The 18,296-nt window shown below is 67.1% G+C and carries 22 protein-coding genes and 1 pseudogene; 9 read left to right on the top strand and 14 right to left on the bottom strand.

Annotated elements, in window-relative coordinates:
• The 6 genes and pseudogenes from rfbC to ACJ0G7_RS01745 form a co-directional block, all read right to left on the bottom strand.
• Nucleotides 1-377, bottom strand: a 377-nt coding sequence (rfbC, locus tag ACJ0G7_RS01770; protein ID WP_407394942.1) for a dTDP-4-dehydrorhamnose 3,5-epimerase, incomplete at its 3' end; no start/stop codon positions are given.
• The gene (rfbA, locus tag ACJ0G7_RS01765) at nt 367-1,311 is read right to left on the bottom strand and encodes a glucose-1-phosphate thymidylyltransferase RfbA (RefSeq protein ID WP_407394948.1); all 945 of its coding nucleotides are present in this window, start codon (nt 1,309-1,311) and stop codon (nt 367-369) included. The genes rfbA and rfbC, both read right to left, overlap by 11 nt.
• 54 nt (nt 1,312-1,365) lie before the next feature.
• Nucleotides 1,366-1,881: pseudogene (locus ACJ0G7_RS01760) on the bottom strand (methyltransferase family protein); the annotation flags it as partial.
• On the bottom strand, nt 1,881-2,408 hold the full coding sequence (locus tag ACJ0G7_RS01755; RefSeq protein ID WP_407394940.1) for a L,D-transpeptidase: 528 nt from the start codon (nt 2,406-2,408) through the stop codon (nt 1,881-1,883). The gene ACJ0G7_RS01755 and the pseudogene ACJ0G7_RS01760, both read right to left, overlap by 1 nt.
• 100 nt (nt 2,409-2,508) lie before the next feature.
• Nucleotides 2,509-2,898: a hypothetical protein gene (locus ACJ0G7_RS01750; RefSeq protein ID WP_407394938.1), complete on the bottom strand. Its 390-nt coding sequence runs from the start codon at nt 2,896-2,898 to the stop codon at nt 2,509-2,511.
• A gap of 11 nt (nt 2,899-2,909) precedes the next feature.
• On the bottom strand, nt 2,910-3,470 hold the full coding sequence (locus ACJ0G7_RS01745) for a 1,2-dihydroxy-3-keto-5-methylthiopentene dioxygenase (protein WP_407394936.1): 561 nt from the start codon (nt 3,468-3,470) through the stop codon (nt 2,910-2,912).
• Nucleotides 3,471-3,538: 68 nt separating this feature from the next.
• Between ACJ0G7_RS01745 and cobI the strand changes: the two genes are divergently transcribed.
• A complete protein-coding gene (cobI, locus tag ACJ0G7_RS01740; RefSeq protein ID WP_407394934.1) occupies nt 3,539-4,249 on the top strand; it encodes a precorrin-2 C(20)-methyltransferase in 711 nt (236 codons plus the stop codon).
• Here cobI and ACJ0G7_RS01735 read toward each other — a convergent pair.
• Together ACJ0G7_RS01735 and dusB are read right to left on the bottom strand one after the other, a co-directional pair.
• Nucleotides 4,222-6,228, bottom strand: coding sequence for a glycosyltransferase (locus tag ACJ0G7_RS01735; protein ID WP_407394933.1), 2,007 nt, complete (start codon nt 6,226-6,228; stop codon nt 4,222-4,224). The two genes, cobI and ACJ0G7_RS01735, sit on opposite strands and share 28 nt — an antisense overlap.
• Nucleotides 6,225-7,217 (bottom strand): tRNA dihydrouridine synthase DusB, encoded by a 993-nt coding sequence (dusB, locus tag ACJ0G7_RS01730; RefSeq protein ID WP_043692256.1) that lies wholly within the window; start codon nt 7,215-7,217, stop codon nt 6,225-6,227. Before dusB ends, ACJ0G7_RS01735 begins: the two co-directional genes overlap by 4 nt.
• A 6-nt stretch (nt 7,218-7,223) precedes the next feature.
• Here dusB and ACJ0G7_RS01725 point away from each other — a divergent pair, with 6 nt between their 5' ends.
• Nucleotides 7,224-7,691, top strand: a complete 468-nt coding sequence (locus tag ACJ0G7_RS01725; RefSeq protein WP_407394931.1) for a DUF1823 family protein — start codon at nt 7,224-7,226, stop codon at nt 7,689-7,691.
• 10 nt (nt 7,692-7,701) lie between these two features.
• On the opposite strand, the gene ACJ0G7_RS01720 is transcribed toward ACJ0G7_RS01725, so the two are convergent.
• Nucleotides 7,702-8,085, bottom strand: coding sequence for a L,D-transpeptidase (locus ACJ0G7_RS01720; protein ID WP_407394929.1), 384 nt, complete (start codon nt 8,083-8,085; stop codon nt 7,702-7,704).
• Between the two features lie 118 nt (nt 8,086-8,203).
• Here ACJ0G7_RS01720 and der point away from each other — a divergent pair, with 118 nt between their 5' ends.
• The 6 genes from der (at nt 8,204) to proC (ending at nt 12,926) form a co-directional block, all read left to right on the top strand.
• Nucleotides 8,204-9,571, top strand: coding sequence for a ribosome biogenesis GTPase Der (gene der / locus ACJ0G7_RS01715; protein WP_043692250.1), 1,368 nt, complete (start codon nt 8,204-8,206; stop codon nt 9,569-9,571).
• Nucleotides 9,572-9,574: 3 nt separating this feature from the next.
• Nucleotides 9,575-10,483, top strand: coding sequence for a CbiQ family ECF transporter T component (locus ACJ0G7_RS01710; protein WP_407394927.1), 909 nt, complete (start codon nt 9,575-9,577; stop codon nt 10,481-10,483).
• Between the two features lie 15 nt (nt 10,484-10,498).
• Nucleotides 10,499-10,765, top strand: coding sequence for a PipX family protein (locus ACJ0G7_RS01705; RefSeq protein WP_043692244.1), 267 nt, complete (start codon nt 10,499-10,501; stop codon nt 10,763-10,765).
• A gap of 4 nt (nt 10,766-10,769) precedes the next feature.
• Nucleotides 10,770-11,432 carry a YggS family pyridoxal phosphate-dependent enzyme gene (locus ACJ0G7_RS01700; RefSeq protein WP_407394924.1) on the top strand — a complete coding sequence of 221 codons (663 nt, stop codon included), beginning with the start codon at nt 10,770-10,772 and terminating at the stop codon, nt 11,430-11,432.
• A gap of 106 nt (nt 11,433-11,538) precedes the next feature.
• Nucleotides 11,539-12,102, top strand: a complete 564-nt coding sequence (locus tag ACJ0G7_RS01695; protein WP_043692236.1) for a cell division protein SepF — start codon at nt 11,539-11,541, stop codon at nt 12,100-12,102.
• Nucleotides 12,103-12,149: 47 nt separating this feature from the next.
• Nucleotides 12,150-12,926, top strand: coding sequence for a pyrroline-5-carboxylate reductase (gene proC / locus ACJ0G7_RS01690; protein WP_407394946.1), 777 nt, complete (start codon nt 12,150-12,152; stop codon nt 12,924-12,926).
• 2 nt (nt 12,927-12,928) lie between these two features.
• On the opposite strand, the gene ACJ0G7_RS01685 is transcribed toward proC, so the two are convergent.
• Genes ACJ0G7_RS01685 through hpf form a run of 5 tightly spaced genes read right to left on the bottom strand, consistent with a single transcriptional unit; the run spans nt 12,929 to nt 17,578 of the window.
• Complete coding sequence (locus tag ACJ0G7_RS01685) at nt 12,929-14,098, bottom strand: glycosyltransferase family 4 protein (RefSeq protein ID WP_043692231.1); 1,170 nt, start codon at nt 14,096-14,098, stop codon at nt 12,929-12,931.
• Between the two features lie 34 nt (nt 14,099-14,132).
• The gene (locus tag ACJ0G7_RS01680) at nt 14,133-15,440 is read right to left on the bottom strand and encodes an MFS transporter (RefSeq protein WP_084188106.1); all 1,308 of its coding nucleotides are present in this window, start codon (nt 15,438-15,440) and stop codon (nt 14,133-14,135) included.
• 44 nt (nt 15,441-15,484) lie between these two features.
• The gene (gene recO / locus ACJ0G7_RS01675; protein ID WP_186483887.1) at nt 15,485-16,294 is read right to left on the bottom strand and encodes a DNA repair protein RecO; all 810 of its coding nucleotides are present in this window, start codon (nt 16,292-16,294) and stop codon (nt 15,485-15,487) included.
• A gap of 4 nt (nt 16,295-16,298) precedes the next feature.
• The gene (locus tag ACJ0G7_RS01670) at nt 16,299-16,976 is read right to left on the bottom strand and encodes a 2-deoxyribose-5-phosphate aldolase (RefSeq protein ID WP_407394921.1); all 678 of its coding nucleotides are present in this window, start codon (nt 16,974-16,976) and stop codon (nt 16,299-16,301) included.
• Nucleotides 16,977-16,990: 14 nt separating this feature from the next.
• Nucleotides 16,991-17,578, bottom strand: coding sequence for a ribosome hibernation-promoting factor, HPF/YfiA family (hpf, locus tag ACJ0G7_RS01665; RefSeq protein ID WP_043692222.1), 588 nt, complete (start codon nt 17,576-17,578; stop codon nt 16,991-16,993).
• An 11-nt stretch (nt 17,579-17,589) separates the two neighbouring features.
• Between hpf and lipB the strand changes: the two genes are divergently transcribed.
• On the top strand, nt 17,590-18,285 hold the full coding sequence (gene lipB, locus ACJ0G7_RS01660) for a lipoyl(octanoyl) transferase LipB (RefSeq protein ID WP_407394919.1): 696 nt from the start codon (nt 17,590-17,592) through the stop codon (nt 18,283-18,285).
• The last annotated feature ends 11 nt before the right edge of the window (nt 18,286-18,296 follow it).

Genomic DNA, 18,296 nt, shown 5'->3' with positions numbered 1-18,296 from the left:
CCATGGGCGAAGCCCTCCGGTACCCAGAGCTGACACCTGTTCTCCGCGCTCAGCTCAGCCCCCACCCACTGGCCAAACGTCGGCGATCCCCGGCGGATGTCCACGGCGACATCAAAGATCGCACCGGCACTCGCCCGCACCAGCTTGGCCTGGGGCTCCGGCGGCAGTTGGTAGTGCAGTCCCCTCAGCACGCCGCGCAGGGAGCGGGAGTGGTTGTCCTGGGAGAAGACGATGGCGTCACCGACGGCCTCATCGAAGCGGCGCTGGTTCCAGCTTTCAAAGAACCAGCCGCGTTCGTCTCCGAACACCCTGGGGGTGATCAGCAGCGGACCGTCCAGCCGCTGACCCTGCTGGCTGGAGAGCTGTTCAACCTGCATGGGCGGGCACCTCAAGGCTGCTCTGCAGCGCCGCATGGTCGCTGACGCTTTCGGAGAGCAGCTGCAGCAGATAAGTGCCGTAGCCGCTTTTCTTCAGAGGTTGAGCCAGCGTCTCCAGCTGACCGTCTCCGATCCAGCCCTGCCGCCAGGCCACCTCCTCGGGACAGCCCACCTTCAGACCCTGCCGGTGTTCGAGGGTGCGGATGTAGCCGCCGGCGTCATTGAGGGAATCGCAGGTGCCGGTGTCCAGCCAGGCCATGCCGCGCCCCATCAGCTCCACCCGCAGCAGGCCCTCTTCGAGATACATCCGGTTGAGATCGGTGATCTCCAGTTCTCCACGGGCGGAAGGCTTCACCTGCCGTGCCCGCTCAACCACTGAGGCGTCATAGAAATACAGGCCGGTGACCGCATAGCGACTCTTGGGCTGCTTGGGCTTCTCTTCCAGGCTGAGGACCTTGCCGCTGGCATCGAACTCAGCCACCCCGTACCGCTCAGGGTCACTCACCGGATAGGCGAACACCGTCGCCCCCTCCGGGGCTTGATTGCTTCCAATCAGCTGCGGCACCAGGTCGTGGCCGTGGAAGAGGTTGTCGCCGAGCACCAGGGAGGCCGGACGGCCGTCCAGGAACTCAGCACCGATCAGAAACGCCTGGGCCAGGCCGTCGGGGCTGGGCTGGATCGCGTAGTGGATCTCCATTCCCCAGCGGCTGCCGTCCCCGAGTAACCGCTCGAAGGACGGCTGGTCGTGGGGGGTGGTGATGATCAACACCTCCCGGATGCCCGCCAGCATCAGCGTGCTGAGCGGGTAGTAGATCATCGGTTTGTCGTAGACGGGCAGCAGCTGCTTGCTCACCGCCTGGGTGATCGGATGCAGGCGGGTGCCGCTGCCGCCCGCGAGGATGATTCCCTTGCGATGGCTGGGATTGATCGCCATCCGGCCCGCGACAGGTCGGGTTATTTCAGCATGGGGCTTCCCGTGAATCAAGCGGCGCCAGTCGAGGCCGGGCAGCCGGGGAACGATGGCGGGCGTGCTCGCCATGTAAGAGAGGTAATCCGGATGGCGCTCAGCCAGTCCCTGTTCCTCCCGTCGCGCCTTGCCACGGAGCACCGCCGCCAGAGCCAGCAGCAGGCTCAGGTGCAGCAGGCTGCCGGTGGCGATCACGACCCCCAGGGATGCCATCAGCACCGCCTGATACAGGGGGTGTCGGCAGTGGCTGTAGGCCCCGTTCCGGATCAGTTGGTTGTCATCACGGGGTGCGGGAAGGGGGGAGAGGCTGGCTCCCAGCGACAGCAGCGAGCGGGCGGCGAGCAACAGAGCGGTCAGCAGGATCAGCACACCTGTCAGCCGAAGCAGCGGGGGCCAGGCTGTCAGTCCCCAGACAGTGACCGGTGGGGCGGCAGGCAGCAGATGGGCCGTGATCAGCAGCAGCTGAGCCAGCAGCCACCACTCTCCGCGGCGGTTGTCCAGCCAGCCTCCCCAGCTCAGCCCCCAGCCCGATGGCATCACTCGTTCACCACAAGGGCGGTCACCTGATGGCGCTGGATCAGCTCCGCCAGCTGCAGCATGTCGGCTCGATGTACCAGTCCGACGCAGCCGAGGGTGCCGCTGTTGGCGTTGCGATTGGCACTGGGATCGAGGTGGATGCCGAGGTGGCCTCGTCCTGTGGGGAAGAGCGGTTCGATGCCGATCCAGATCGGCCCCAGTTCTGCGGGGTCGCCGGGGCCAAGCGGTTCGATCGGCCCAAGGCTGTAACGGCCGACGGGCAGCGGGGCCCTGGTTCCGGTGCGGTGGCGGTCAGCGGTCTGCCGATGGGCACGGCCGGTGACGGCGTCGAAGCGCTGGATCTGTTCGCCTGCGGCGATCAGCCGCAGATCCCAGATCGGATCCTTCGTGCGCGAGAGCTGTCGCGATGTCCGTTCAAGAACCAGCAGGGAGTCCGTGGAAGGCAGGGCAGCCAGTTCCGTGGCGCAGACCGGCACAGCGGTGGCGCTGCAGAGCAGGCAGCTGGCAAGCAGACGGGCCGGCGTCATCGACGGAACAGGGCTGAGCGGCACCCTATGGAGCGGTTTTTCCCTTCAGGAGAAAAAGAGTCGGTTGCTCAGGCGTCTCCCACTGGACACAGGCCGGGATTCAGAGTTCCTCTCGGACGAGTTTGTCTGCAGCTGCTGCATCCAGCCCTGTGAGCTGGCAGGCCTCGTCCAGTTGGTTCTCGAGCATGGCGGCAGCCTTGCGGACCTGGGGGTTGGCCAGCACGGCGGGGCTGATGCCCAGCTCCTGCAGGGCGATGGCCATCGCCTGATCCGCTTGACGACGCTTCAGCCGTCCTCGCGCCACCTGGCATTCGCCATGGGCCAGGGTGGCTGTGGCAAAGGCCCGGATGCTGCGCGCCAGTTCGAGGCGGGCCACCCGGCGGCTGGTCGCCGGGTCAGGTGCCTGCTCCTGGCTCCATGTCGGTCCGATGGTCACCAGCAGGGCGACCATCAACAGGCGGGTTCTCCAGGAGCCGGGCATCGGTTGCATCGGTCGCTGCGTCAGTCAAGCCCGGGAAAGCGTGCAGCGATGGGGTCACCGGTGTAGTGGGGAACCCAGCCCTCGTTGTCGCGGAAGAAGCGCAGCACGCAGAAGGCGGGCCGGGGACCCATGTCGAACCAATGGCGAGTGCCGGCGGGGATGCTGATCAGATCGCCGTGCTCGCAGAGCGTGAGCAGCACCTCCTGGTCGATGTGGAAGCAGAACAACCCCTGCCCCTCCACGAAGAAGCGCACCTCATCATTGTCGTGGCGGTGTTCCGCCAGAAACTGCTTCCGTCGCGCCTCCCGCTCGGGATGCTCCGGTGTGATCCGCATCGTGTCGACGATGCGGCAGCCGCTCTCCTGCTGCACACGGGTGATGGCAGTGCCGTAAGCCGCCAGGATCTCCGCGTCGCCAGCTCCCGGCGACAGATGCAAAGGCGTCGGCCACTGGTCGAAGCGGATGCCGCGTCGGTCCAGTTCCGATCGGATGATCGCCGGGTCGTTGCTGACCAGCAGCGGAAGCGGTGAAAGGGGCCGGGCTGCATCGGAGCGCTCTGGAAAGATGCTGAGACGACTCATCGTCTGGTTTCCGGGCGACAGAACCGCTGCCCATCCTCAACCAGTCACCCGCGGGTGGACTCACCCTTGTGGGGGTTGGCCCCGGGGATCCCGACCTGCTCACCCTCGCCGCCGTGGGGGCGATTGAAGCGGCTGACCTGATCGCCTGCCCGGTGGCTCGCAGCGGAGCGGAGAGCATGGCGGCTGCGATCGCCGCACGATGGATGCGGCCGCATCAGCGGATCGTTCCCCTGCTGTTCCCGATGGTGGATGCGGCGGAGCCGCGGCGTCTTGCCTGGCACCAAGCCGCGGACACCCTCGCGGCGGAGGTGGCCACCGGTCAGCGCGTCGTGCTGCTCTGTGAGGGGGATGCCTCCCTGTTCGCCACGGGCAGCTATGTGCTGCTGGCCCTGCAGCAACGGCATCCAGATTGCCCATGCCGTGTGATCCCCGGCATCACGGCCGTCTCTGCGGCGGCGGCGGCGGCGAACTGGCCCCTGGCGCTTCAGCAGGATCAGCTCCTGATGAGGCCATGCCCGGAGCGGGAGGACCAGCTGTCGCAGGCTCTGGACCATGCGGCTGGACAGGCCAGGGTGCTGGCTCTGCTCAAACTGGGTCGACGCTGGCTCTGGGTGCGGCAGGTGCTGGAGCGCCGGCAGCTGCTGGAGTCGTCTCTGTTCGCCGAACGGGTCGGCTGGCCGGATCAGACCCTGCGGCCAGCCCAGGATGTACCGGGCGGTGTACGCCCCTATTTCTCCCTGCTGCTGATCCGTCAGAGTTGGCCGGAGGTGCTTCCCTGAGCGGCGAGCGGAACCAGGCTGCGGCGGAAGGCTGCGGGTGCCGGCGTGCCGAACAGAACCCGTTTGAGCAGGGCCAGCAGCGCTCGCCACTCCTGAGGTGCCAGCCGATCACGCCAGCAGCCGGAGCGGCCGTACAGCCATTGCATCAGGGCATGCTGCTGCCGCGCTGTGGTCTTGCCCCAGGCGACCGCCCGGGCCAGGGGGCGTTCCGCTGAGATCTCGATCGGCAGCGGCGGCACGGCCGTGCTCCAGCGGAGTGCGCTGCTGCTCACCAGGGGTGGAACGTGGTTTCGGAAGTGGAGTTCGGCGCCGGTTTCGCTGATGGCCTTGATCCGGCACGGATGCCGGTGTCCGCCGGCATCGAGCACCTCGCCCTCCATGTCCACCGCCAGCCAGGGGGCCGGGTCCCGCATCGGTGGATCCCAGCAGGCCCGCAGAGCCGTGAGTGTGCCCAGCAGATTCAGAACAGCCCAGGCCAGGCCGGCGAAACGTCCGTCATCCCCCCAGGCCTCGCCGTTGCCGAGTTGCTGCAGCAGCCCTGCCAGGTTGGCGGCGTTGAGGGCCGTGAGCACCAGCAGAGGCAGGGCCAGGACCCAGCTCCAGCCCCCCTGGCCGCGGCTCTGGTGCTTGGGGGTGACGCGGAATCCGAGGCGGCGCCCGAGAGCAGTGCTGATCAGGGTGGAGGTCAGGGGAACGGTGAGCACCCAGCCGGTGAGCTCGCTCAGCAGGGCGGCTCGGCTCCCTCTGTTGAGCCAGCCGATGCTGAGCAGCACCGTGGCCCACATCGGCAGCACCAGCTCGAGGATGGCCCTGCCGGTGAGATGGATCGGCAGGATGTTGAGCAGGCCGTAGCTGAGCGGCATCAGCATCAACACCAGCCTGGGCAGGTTGTTGATCCAATGGATCACACCTTCGAGGTAGGCGAGGCGCTGGCCCAGGCTGAGGCCGCCGGCCCGGATCGGTCCGCTCGACAGGCGGAGGCTCTGCAGGGTGCCGGCGGCCCACCGCTGGCGCTGACGCACGAAGTCGGCCATGGTCTCCGCCGCCAGGCCGGCGCTCAGCTTCTCCTGCAGGTAAACCAGTCGCCACCCCTGTTGACGCAGGGCGATGCCGGTGACGAAATCCTCCGAGAGGGCCTGTTCCACGAAGCCTCCCACCTGATCGAGGGCTGCGCGACGCACCACGAAGGATGTGCCGGCGCAGACCACAGCCCCCCAGCCGTCCCGCACCGGTTCGATCCAGCGGTAGAAGCTCTCCTCATCCGGCAGCAGCCAGGGTTCCATGCCCAGATTGCGCATCACCGGATCGGCGTTGAGGAAGCTCTGGGGTGTCTGGACCAGGGCCACCTCCGGGTCCTGCAGAAATCCGATGCAGCGCTCCAGAAAGACCGTCTGTGGAATGAAATCGGCGTCGAAGACCGCCACCAGTTCGGCCTCGATGCGGCGCAGTCCGTCGTTGAGGTTGCCCGCTTTGGCATTGGAGCGCTGCGGCCGGTGGCGGTAGCGGCATCCCAGCTTCCGTGCCAGTTGCCGCACGTCGTCGCGGCCGCTGTCATCCAGCAGCCAGACGGTGCAATGGGGATACGACTGGGCCAGGCAGCCCTGCAGGGTGCGTTCGAGAACGTTGAGGGGTTCGCCGTAACTGGGAACGAGAATCGCGACCTTCGGTTGCCAGCGGTCGGCTTTCCAGCGGCGTGTCAGATCCGCCACCTGGGTTCGTCGATCCGGGAAGGCTCTCCAGGCCAGCCAAAGGGGCAGGAGCCCGGTGACCAGCAACCAGCCCTCGGCCACCAGCATCAGCAGACTCAGGGCGGTGGAGAGCCCCGAGTCGAGGTTGAGGCTGTCCGTGCAGCGCCAGTGCAGGTAGCGCAGCGTCAGCAGGCTGATCAGCAGAATCAGGCTGCGGCGGGCCCAGAGCGGAGAGTCCGCTTCCGGACGACGGGTCAGCCAGAGGGGCCAGAGCAGCAGCAGCAGGCTCACCCCAGGCTCAGACGTTGGGCGTCGAGCAAAGCTAGGGCGTCTGCAGGGGTGGGTGCGCGCATCAGCGCATGGCGCAGCCGGGGAGCGCCGGCGAAGCCGGTGCAGGTCCAGCCCATGTGCTTCCTGGCAATCAGCAGGCCATGGTCACCGCGAGCCTCCACGAGGGCGATCAGCTGTTCCCTGGCCAGTTCCAGCCGCTCGAGCGGCTCCGGCGTCGCCGGCACCGGCCGCCCCGCCAGGGCGGCATCGATCTGACCGACCAGCCACGGGGCTCCCATCGTGCCGCGTCCCACCATCACCCCTTCGGCGCCGGTCAGCGCCAGGCAGCGCAAGGCCTCTTCTGGGGTGTTGATGTCCCCGTTGGCGATCACTGGGATGGTCAGAGCCTGCCTGACCTCGCCGATGGCCTGCCAGTCCGCCTTCCCCTTGAAGCCCTGCTCGCGGGTGCGTCCATGCAGGGTGAGCAACTGAGCGCCGGCGTCCTGGAGCTGGCGGCACCAGGTGACGGGATCGGCGTCGCTGCCGCACCAGCCCAGTCGTGTCTTGACGGTGACGGGCAGGCGAACGGCCCGGACCACCGCATCGATGATCCGCGCCGCCAGATCCGGGTCCCGGATCAGTCCGGAACCTCCTCCTTTTCGGGCGATTTTGCGGACCGGACATCCCATGTTGATGTCGATCAGAAAGGCGCCCGCGTCCTCGGCGCGGCGGGCGGCATCGGCCATCGCCTCAGGACGGTGATCGAACAGCTGGACTCCGATCGGGCCGTTCTCCTCCGACAGCTCCTCGACCTTGCCGCGGCCATGGCCCAGTTCCAGGCTGGTGGCATTGACCATCTCCGTGAACAGCAGCGCCTCCGGTGCCCAGCGCCGCACCAGGCCTCGGAAGATGCGATCGCTCACTCCCGCCAGGGGGGACTGCAGCACGCGGCAGGTCAGCTCGCGCGGCGTGCCACGGCCGGGAAGCTGAAGCGGGGAGGACGCCACCATGGGTCCATGCTGCCGATCGATGTGTCCGCGTTCTGGCCCCTGAGCCGTCCTCTGCTGCATCAGATGCTCGAGGACCGCTGCAGTGACCGCTTCGTCTGTGAGCGGATCTGGGAGCGACTCGGTTACGACTCCGGCGAGGCTGGCTGGCGGGCCGGCGTGCGGACACCGCCGGACTGGGCAGAGGCCTTCCCGCTCGGCCCGGAGGTGATTGCCCTGCGCCCCGCCTCGGTGCGCCTGACGCGCTCGATCGCCAAGCCCCACAAGCAGCTGCTCAAGCAGCAGCTGGCCTTCAGTGGCTACCGGATCGGAGAGCTCTACCCCCGTCGAACCAGGCGGGCCACCGCCGTGAACTGGCTGCTCGCCTGGCTGGCGGACCGGGGGGAGCCCCTTGCGGAGCAGGGGCCGATGGCGCCGGAGTTGCCGCCCCCGGAGAATCCGGTGCAGGGGCATCCCGGGGACCTGCCTGTGAGCTGAGGCCGGCGGATCAGGCCTGAATCGAGACGGGGGTGCCTTTGGGGGTGTTCTCGAACAGCCAGCGGGCCTGGGCCAGGGGCATGCGCACACAGCCGTTGCTGCGCGGCACACCGAAGGCCTTGCCGGCGTTCTCCTGCCACGGGGCTGCATGCATGCAGATGGCTTCGTTGGCGGAGACGCACATGGTGTACGGAACCCCAGGCACCGTGTAGGTGCGGCCTCGCAGGGTGACCGCGCGGTACTTCGTGAACACCTTGGTGTCGAAGATCGGCGTCGGTGTCGAGGCCTTGCCGGTGCTCACGGGGATCACCCGCACCACATCGTGATTGCTGTTGTAAACGGTGAGCTTCTGGTCGGAGAGGTCGACGACGAGGCTGGCCACAAGATCGAGCATGGCGCTGAACAACGCTTCACCCGGACTAGCTGTCTCATTTGAGACTGATTGGTCTCGTTTCGAAAGGTTTCCGTTTCCGCGGGTCTGTAGGGTCAGGAATTGATCGGAGTCCCGCCCCGTGGCGCGTCCCGTCGTTGCGATCATCGGACGTCCCAACGTCGGCAAGTCCACGCTGGTCAATCGTCTGTGCCGCAGCCGTGAGGCGATCGTCCATGACGAACCCGGAGTGACGCGGGATCGCACCTATCAGGACGGGTTCTGGGGAGACCGGGACTTCAAGGTCGTGGACACCGGCGGTCTGGTGTTCGACGACGACAGTGAGTTTCTGCCCGAGATCCGGGAGCAGGCCAACCTGGCACTCGAGGAGGCCAGCGTCGCCCTCGTGATCGTCGACGGTCAGCAGGGCATCACCGCTGCCGACGAATCCATCGCCGAGTTTCTGCGCACGCACACCTGCCCCACCCTGTTGGCGGTGAACAAGTGCGAGTCCCCCGAGCAGGGGCTGGCGATGGCTGCGGAGTTCTGGAGCCTCGGGCTGGGGGAGCCGTATCCGATCTCCGCCATCCACGGCGCCGGGACCGGCGAACTGCTGGATCAGGTGCTCAACTTCCTGCCTCCGAAGGATGAGGAGGGTGATCAGGAGGAGCCGATCCAGCTGGCGATCATCGGGCGTCCCAATGTCGGTAAATCCAGTCTGCTCAATGCGATCTGCGGAGAGCAGCGCGCCATCGTGAGCCCGATCCGCGGCACCACCCGCGACACCATCGACACCAGCCTCGAACGGGAGAACCGCTCCTGGCGACTGGTGGACACCGCCGGCATCCGCCGCCGTCGCAGCGTCAATTACGGCCCGGAATACTTCGGCATCAACCGCAGCTTCAAGGCGATCGAGCGCAGTGATGTGTGCGTTCTGGTGATCGATGCCCTGGATGGGGTCACCGAGCAGGATCAACGGCTGGCAGGTCGGATCGAGGAGGACGGACGGGCCTGTGTGGTGGTCGTCAACAAGTGGGACGCCGTTGAAAAGGACAGTCACACCTTGCCGGCGATGGAGAAGGAGCTGCGCGCCAAGCTCTACTTCCTCGACTGGGCGCCGATGCTGTTCACATCAGCGCTCACCGGACAGCGGGTGGACAGCATTTTCGCCCTGGCGGCCCTGGCGGTCGAGCAGCACCGGCGCCGGGTCAGCACCTCCGTGGTGAACGAGGTGCTCAAGGAGGCGCTGAGCTGGCGAAGCCCTCCCACAACCCGTGGTGGACGCCAGGGGCGGCTCTACTACGGCACGCAGGTGTCGAGCCGTCCGCCGAGCTTCACCCTGTTCGTCAATGATCCGAAACTGTTCGGAGAGACCTACCGCCGTTACGTGGAGCGTCAGATCCGGGAAGGACTCGGCTTCGATGGAACCCCGGTGAAGCTGTTCTGGCGTGGCAAGCAGCAGCGCGATGCGGAACGGGATCTGGCACGCCAGCACCAACGATCCAGCTGAGCCATGGACTGGCTGCGTCAGATCCCCATGGGGCAGTACGTCGACGGCGCCGAGGGCTGGCCGCGACGGCTCGATCCGCGCCTGAAGCTGGCCTGGTCCCTGGTGTTCCTGCTGACCCCTGTGCTGGCTGGCCCCCTGTGGCGCCTCGCCCTGGTGCTTGGACTGCTGCTGATCACCCTGATCAGCGGTCTGCCGGTTCGCCTCTGGTGGAGATCCTTGCTGCTGCTGACCCTGCTCTCCATCGCCGTGGGTCTGCTCTCCCTGCTGCTGCCGGCGGTGGACCCTCCGTCACCTCTGAATCTGCGCGATCCGCAGGAGCTGCCGGGTCTCGGCGCGGACTGGCCGAGCTGGGATCTGCTGCGCCTCGGGCCTGTCCAGCTGGGTCCGCTGACCCTGGGGCCTCTGGTGGTGGATCGGGCTTCGGCGCTGCTGGGCCTGCGCACCTCGACGCTGATCTTCACCGTGATCCACAGCGTCAATCTGGTGCTGCTCACCACGATGCCGGAGGACCTGGTCTGGGCTCTGACCTGGTGCCTGATGCCGCTGGAGCGGTTGGGATTGCCGATGCAGCGGCTGGGATTCCAGCTGCTGCTGGCGTTGCGGTTTCTTCCTCTGGTGCAGGAGGAGCTGCAGAACCTGCTGCGGGCCCTCGCCAGCCGGGCTGTGAGTTTCCGTCTCCTGGGATTCAAGGCTTCCTTCGGCCTGGTGCTCTCCGTCGGCGAACGACTGCTGGCCAACATCCTGTTGAGGGCGGAGCAGGGGGCGGATGCTCTGGTGGCCCGCGGCGGCAGGATCCTCAGTCCGGCGCGGCTGCGACTGCCGGTGGAATCGCCGGCGCGACTGCTCAACGGCGCGGCGGCCATGTCGCTGTTGATCGTGCTGTTTCTTCGCAGCAGGTACGGTGCGTTCTGACTTGCGATCCGGGTGATGGCAGCAGAGCGGTATCTCAATCACCCCACCTTCGGGATGCTCTACCGGGTGGCACCGGCCGGCGAAGGTCGAGACGTCTACGCAACCCTCTACGCGCAGCGGATGTTCTTTCTGGTGACGCTTCAGCCGCGCGGGGCTCAGTTCGAGGTGATCCCGTATCAGGACGCGCGCCATCATGCGGATGTGCACCTGAGCCGTTGCCGCCGCGATGGGTCGCCCGATCTGGAGGATTGGCGGCAGCTGTTTGATCAGACCTTCATCTGAACCGATGACAGCCTCTGCGGTCGATCGCTGGCGGGAGCTGCAGGAGCAGCTGCCCGGATCGGCCCGGCTGCTGGCCGTGAGCAAGGGGCATCCCCCCGAGGCGGTGCGGGCTCTGGCCGGGCTGGGGCAGCGGGCTTTCGGGGAGAGCCGACTGCAGGAAGCGCTTCCGAAGCAGGAGCAGCTGGAGGACCTTGCGCTGGAGTGGCATTTCATCGGTCGCCTGCAGAGCAACAAGGTGCGGGGGGTGGTGCGCGCTTTTCCCGTGATCCATTCGGTCGATTCCCTGGCCCTGGCTGAACGGGTTTCCCGGATCGCAGGGGAGGAGGCCTGTCATCCGCAGGTGTTGCTGCAGGTGAAGCTGCGCCCGGATCCCAGCAAGGGTGGTTTCTCGGCGGAGGGCCTGCTGGAGGCCTGGTCGGCTCTCGCAGCGCTCCCGCATCTCTCGATCACCGGCCTGATGACCATGGCGCCGCTCGAGGCTCAGGAGGAGGACCGCAGTGCCTTGTTCGCGGACTGCCGCGCCCTGGCCGACAGGCTGGAGCTGGCGGACTGTTCCATGGGCATGAGTGGTGACTGGCCCCTGGCGGTGCGGCAGGGCGGCACCTGGTTGCGCATCGGTTCGGCCCTGTTCGGTCCGAGGCCAACGTCACAGGATGGGGCTGAGTGACTTGCTTGAGCGGGGCTGAAACGCTATCCAGGGACAAGGTTGTCCGGCTCGCCCCGGACTTCGAACCTGCCTGCTCATCCACGTCTCAGCCTGAGAGGAATCCAAGGTGTCGCTGATTTCCCGCCTACGTGCCGTCGTCGCCGGAGACGACTATCTCGATGGCGATCTTGACGATCTCGTCTACGAAGACGAGCAGCAGGAGCAGGACCAGCGGGCCACCCATGCCGATGGGGGTGCGCTGGCGACCATTGCCGACAGCAACCCCTTCGATCTCGGCGACAGCCTGCCCGGATCCAATGTGATCGGCATGCCGGGCATCAGCACCGCCGCTGCGGAGGTGAATCTGATGGAGCCGCGCAGCTTCGATGAAATGCCCCGCGCCATCCAGGCCCTGCGCGAGCGCAAGACCGTCATCCTCAATCTCACGATGATGGAACCGGATCAGGCTCAGCGCGCGGTCGATTTCGTCGCGGGAGGCACCTTCGCCATCGACGGACATCAGGAGCGCGTCGGCGAGAGCATCTTCCTGTTCGCCCCCAGTTGCGTCACGGTCACCAACACCAGTCACGAGGAGACCTCCGCCCCCACGGTCGTCAGCCGCGAAAGCGACTCCAAGGAGGAGGAGAGCAGCTCAGCGCCCTCCCCCGCCTGGGGTGCGACCGCTCTCTGAGATCCGAGGTCTTGACTCCCGACGTGGGTGTGATCGGCCTGGGCCGCATGGCCCGGGCCCTTGTTGAACCCCTGCTCCAGCGTGGCGAGCTTGATCCTGGGGGCCTGATGGCCGTGGTCGGACGTGCCGCTTCGATCGAGCCCATCTCCCGTGAGCTGCCTTCCGGCGTGCGGCTGTTCTCTGCTGATGCAGCGACCGCCCGTGAGGTCTGGACAGCACCGCTCCAGCTGCTGGCGATCAAACCCCAGCAACTGGATGCGGTGGCGGCGGAAGCGCCCGCCGTCGTCGGGCAGCCTCTGCTCATTTCCGTGCTCGCCGGGGTCAGTCTGGCGCGATTGCAGCGGCTGTTTCCAGGACATCGCTGCATCCGGGCTGTGCCGAACACACCGGCCCTGGTGGGGGCCGGGTTGACGGCTCTGGCCTGGGGAGACGACATCAACCCTGAATCACGGACCCGGGTGCGTCATCTGTTCGCATCCGTCAGTGAAGTGCTGGAGCTGCCGGAGCCCAAGCTGGACGCTTTTCTGGCCCTCACCTCCTCCGGTCCCGCCTTTGTGGCGGTGGTGGCCGAGGCGATGGCGGATGGAGCGGTGGCGGCTGGACTTCCCAGAGATCAGGCGCTGCATCTGACCCATCGCACCCTGGCGGGCAGTGCCGCTCTGCTGCAGGAGCGACAGCTGCACCCGGCTCAGCTCAAGGACATGGTGAGTTCGCCCGCGGGCACAACAATCGCCGGTCTGCGTCGACTGGAGCAGGCCGGGGTCCGCTCCGCCCTGATCGAAGCCGTGCTGGCGGCGGCTGAGCGGAGTCGGGAACTCGCCTGAACTCAGGCCGCCAGTGGCCTGGTGGCCAGAAGGGTGCCGTACAGCTGCTCGATCGCGTCGATGTTGCGGCTCAGTCGGTAGCGCTCAAGCGCCCGCTGTCGTGCCCGGCGTCCGAGCTCCGCGGTGAGCACCGGTTGATCGCGCAGCACCGGCAGCAGGGTGCGCAGCTGGGTGGCCACTCCCTGGGTGCTCAACACGATTCCGGCCCCACCGTCCAGCACTTCGCCATCGGCACCCGCGTCGGTGGCGATGCAGGCCGTGCCGGTGGCCATGGCCTCCAGCAGCGCCAGAGACAGTCCTTCCACCAGGCTGGGCAGCAGGAAGACTTCGGCGCACTGCATCAGGGCGATGCGGGTGTTCAGGTCCGCTTCGTATCCCCACCAGAGGATCCCTGGCTCGTTGAAGCTGTTCTGGAGGGTGCCGCGCAGCGGACCGTCACCGACGATCACCAGTCGGCATCCCTGGGGTGACACCAGGCGCCAGGCCCGCAGCAGCGCCTCCACGTTCTTCTCCGTGGCAAGGCGGCCCATGTAGAGGAACGTGCGCTCCGATCCGAGGCGCTGCCGAACCCGTTGCAACAGCACGGCATCACCACCGTGACGGGACGGTGCCCAGCGATCGGTGTCCACGCCGTTGGGGATCACGGCCAGGCGGTCGGCCGGCACCCCGAGGCGGATCAGCACTTCCGCCTGCAGCTGGGAGAACACGATCACCCGGTCGTAACGGGCAAGCGCCGGGGCATAGAGCTGGTAGGAGAGCTGCTGGGTCCCGGCGGTGAGGTTGCGCATCCCCGCGTCGAAGGGGGGATGGAACGTGGCGACGAGGGGGACCCCCAGCTGCTGACAGAGGTCGGGTAAGCGGAAATCCAGCGGCGAGAGAGTCAGGCTGGCGTGGACGATGTCCGGCCTGATCCGTTCCAGGGAGTCCCTCAGTTCCCTCTGGGCGCCTGGAGAAGGGATGGTGTAAACCTGCGATTTCACCAGGTAGGGCAGGCTCACATCCGGATCATTGGCCAGCAGTGAGGTGGAACCGCTTTCCGGGCTGCGGGGATTGTCGAAATGAATGAAGTGAGTCTGGTGACCGCGTTCACGCAGGGCCTCCGTGGTGCTCAGGCCGTAGGAGACATTGCCGCAGAACGGAGATTTCTTACCCAGCCAGGCAATCTGCACCAAGCGCTCTGCGGTCCTCCTCTGGCAAGGCAGCAAGTTAGCAGCGCTTCCAGGGTCTCTCCAGCACTGCCGCGCCGAGGGCCAGGGTCGCCAGCAGCAGCAGCACCGGCCTGAGTCCGACGCTGCTCACGAGGGTCCCCGCCAGCACCAGCGGCAGGCTGAGGGCGATGTTGATCAGGTTGTTCTGCAGGCCGAACACGCGGCCCCGTTCCCGTTCCGGGGTGTCCTCCTGCAGTGTCGTCTGGGCTGGGATCGCCACCAGGGCGGCACCGATGCCGAGCAGGGTGCAGAGGCTCAGTGTGATCAGCAGGCGCCCCTGGAGCTGGCCGAGCAGCACCAGGCAGCAGGTGATGGCAGCCAGTCCGGCGGCTCCGAGATGGTGGCGGCTGATGCGATGCCCGAGCTGGGCGGTCAGCACCGCTCCGATCGCCATACCCAGGCCACTCATGGCCAGCAGGCTGCCGAATCCCGTCGGCCCCAGGCTGCTGATCGACCCCGCCAGGCTGATGGCGAGCACGTACATCGCGGCCAGCAGGCTGTAGAGCAGCACCAGATTGCGCATGGCCCGCCGCACGGTCGGCCGTTTCACCAGCACCTGCAGTCCTTCACGGATCTCTTCCCCGATGCCGATGTTGTTCGGCCGCGAGGGGGTCTCGCGCAGACGGATGGTGCTGAGGCTGAGAGCCGCCATGCCGTAGCAGAACGGCAGCAGCAGGAATTCACCTCCCGACAGTCCCAGGCTGGCGAGGCTCTGATTGAGCAGTCGCAGGATCGGTTGACCGAGGGCGAAGCCCACGATGGTGGCCGCCATGCTGGTGGCCTGGTAAAGCGAATTGGCCGCCAGCAGCAGTTTGTTCGGCACCAGCAGCGGAATGGCCGCCTGTTCCGCCGGGGCGAAGAACTGGGTGAGCACCGACTCCAGGAAGGTCATCAGCAGCAGGGCCCAGTACCCCCAGCTGAGCCCGAGCAGTTCAGGACCCGGCAGGAGACAGACAGGGGCCAGCAGCACCAGCAGGGCCCGCATGGCGTTGGAGGCCACCATCACCCGCCGTTTCGGCCAGCGGTCGGCCCAGACCCCCGCCAGCATTCCCAGCAGCACGGCGGGCACGGTGTTGGCCACGTAGATGCCTGTCGCCAGCAGGGTGATGCGCTGAGCTCTGGTCTCGATGTCCATGCGGATGGCGGAGGCGACCTCCGCCATGGCGCCGCTGCTCTGAGCGTCCTGACTCACCCAGTGCTGGGCGATCAGGAACACCATCAGCACGATGTAGAACTTGTCCGCCAGCTGGGAGAAGATCTGGCCGATCCAGAGCCGGCGGAAGTCCTCGAGCCGCACCACGGCCATCAGACCCTGGCGTCCCTCCTCCCGCGCGCTGGAAACCGTGCCGCTCAAGATCCGCCCGCGTCGGGCACATGATCGCTCACCGCAGGGTGAGCCAGCGATTCCCGCAGCATCGGCAACGCCCGGCTGCCTCTCGGCAGATGGCTGCGGATCCAGAGCTCCACGACGGAGAGCAGCCTGAGCCAAACCGGTTCGGGGCCCATCAGCTCCCCGGAGCGTCGGCAGGGCAGATCCGGGCGGGGCAGCCGCTGCAGCAGGGCCAGCTCCGACGGATTCAGCATCAGCCTCGCCGTGGGTTCCGCCCCGATGGCGAAGCCGTCCTCGGGCAGAAGGCTGCAGCGCCAGTCCCACTGACCGATGGGGGGATCCAGCGGGGCGCCGCTGCGGCAGCAGCTCTGCAGCGGCAGCCCGTAGCCCCCGAGGCTCAGCAGGTGGACACAGCCCTGAACGGTGCTCGCCAGCACCATGGTCGGGGCCTCGGCCCGTTGCTCGAGCCGCTCCAGATGCAGCATCAGGGTCGCCAGCATTCCGGTGATCGGATCGTCATCAGCGCCCATCAGCAGGCAGAGATCACTGAGGGCCTGAGCGGCGGCCAGGGTCTCCAGCCGCCGGCCCAGACCGCTGAAACTGCGCTGGACGCGCAGTTGCCGCACCCGGGCCAGTCCGCTGCGGCCTCCCACCTGAAGCTCCAGGAGGGTGAGCGGGGCAGCGGCGGCCAGGCTGCTTTTTGGTCGTCGCGCCCCAGGGACCGCCAGCCGGCTCACCCCCTCCGCCTCGCTGAGCAGAGTGAGCAGCCGGTCGTGCTCCCCCAGGGGACCCACCTTCAGGACGAGCCCTTCCAGCCGTCGTTCCGCCATGGGGTCAACCGATGGGCTGGCGCTGGGCCTGGAGCAGTTGAGGAGCACTGCTGGTGCCGAGCAGGTTGGCGCCGGCGGCCACCAGATCGTGCACCAGCTCCAGGCTGTGGATCCCGCCAGCGGCCTTGATCGCGCAGCGGCCGCGACAGAGCTGTTTCAGCTGGCTCACCTGATCGGGATGGCAGGCGGGGCCGAAACCGTTTCCCGTCTGCACACCGCTGGCCCCGGCATCGATCGCCGCCTCCACCGCCAGTTCCAGCTGCGCGTCGCTGAGCCTGGCCATGTCGAGCACCACCCGCAGGGGGAGGCCCAGGTCACACAGAGCGGCCAGGTCCTCGGCGAAGCGGCCGGAGTCGCCATCGGCCAGGGCGCTGAAATCCGGCACCACATCCAGCTCGTCGGCGCCGTTGGCTGCTGCCCACTGGGCCTCAGCCAGTCGCAGACCGGCGGGGAGGGTGCCGAACGGAAAGTCGATGGCGGCGATCAGTCGTGGACCGTCACCACCCCCGAGTCGATGGCGCAGGGCCGGCAGCCTGGCCAGGGTGCCGCAGATGGCCCGGATGTTGCGTTCCCGGCTGGCATCGCAGCATTCGATCAGCTGCTCGGCATTCAGCAGCGGGTCGAGGATGGCCTGATCCAGAAGGGGAGGCAGATCCGGAAGGTCCTGAAGGGGATCGGCCATGGCGGTTGCGGTCTTCAGTCCCGAGCCTGAATCACGCCGTAGCCCCCATGGTTGCGCCGGTAGATCACCTGCAGCTCACCGCTGTCACTGTCGCGGAAGAGGTAGAAGTCGTGATCGATCAGATCGAGCTGATGACGGGCCTCCTCCAGGCTCATCGGCGGCATCGCGAAATATTTGCGGCGCACGCCGGGGTCGGGGAGCTCGGCATGGCGGCCCTTCAGGAGTGAGCCGTCCACCGGTTCGTCATCGGTGATCGATTCGGTGCCTGGCGTCAGGCTGGCGCTGTGGCCGTGGCTGTGGTGGTGATCGCTGTGGCGCTCCTTCCAGCGCCGCAGCTGACGCGCCAGCTTCCCAGCGGCCATGTCGATGCTGGCGTAGAGGTTCTCACTGCGCTCCTGAGCCCGGATCACGGTGCCGTTGGCGAAGACCGTCACCTCCGCGGTCTGCTGAGGAACACGGGGGTTGCGGGCCACTGAGAGATGCACATCCGCCTCGCGCACCGCCTCAGCGAAGTGATGCGTCGCCCGTTCGAGCTTGGTCTGGGTGTAGTCCCGCAGGGCAGGCGTGATCTCGAGGTTGCGACCATGGATCAGCAACTTCATGCAACGCTCCTGTGCCGATTGTTGACGGCAAATTAGGAACGGTTGGCGATTCGGCACAGTCCTCCGGTGCAATTCTTTTTGAGCCTGCGGAGCCGGTGCCGTTCGAGCAGGCCTGGAGCGCTCAGCGGCTCTGGCAGCAGCGTCTTCTGGAGAATCCCTGCCAGCCGCAGGCGGTCTGGTTGCTGCAGCATCCGGCCTGTTACACCCTCGGTCGCGGTGCCAGCGCTGAGCATCTTCACTTCGATCCGCAGGTTCCGCCGGCTCCGCTGCACCGGATCGATCGCGGAGGGGAGGTGACGCACCATCTGCCAGGCCAGCTGGTGGCTTATCCGGTGCTGGATCTGCGTCGTCACCAGCCGGACCTGCACTGGTATCTGCGTCAGCTGGAACAGGTGCTGCTGGATGTGCTTGCGGAGTTCGACCTGGTGGGAGAGCGCATCCCGGGCTTCACAGGGATCTGGCTGGAAGGTCGCAAGGTGGCGGCCATCGGAACCGGATGCCGTCGCTGGATCACCCAGCACGGTCTCGCTCTGAATGTGTCCTGTGCGCTGAGCGGGTTTGAGCTCATCACCCCCTGCGGTCTCCGGGGCAGCCGGGTGGGTCGTCTGTGCGACTGGCGGCCTGGGTTGACGGTGGAACAGGTTCAGCCCCGGCTGCGGGAAGCCCTGCGCCGACGTTTCGATCTGGTCTGGTCCGCGGAAGCGTGATAGGCCTGAGC

The sequence above is a fragment of the Parasynechococcus sp. genome (assembly GCF_045559935.1).
Classification (GTDB): Bacteria; Cyanobacteriota; Cyanobacteriia; order PCC-6307; family Cyanobiaceae; genus Parasynechococcus.
The sequence above is the reverse complement of the archived record's forward strand: the minus strand, read 5'-3'. Positions and strand labels throughout refer to the sequence as shown.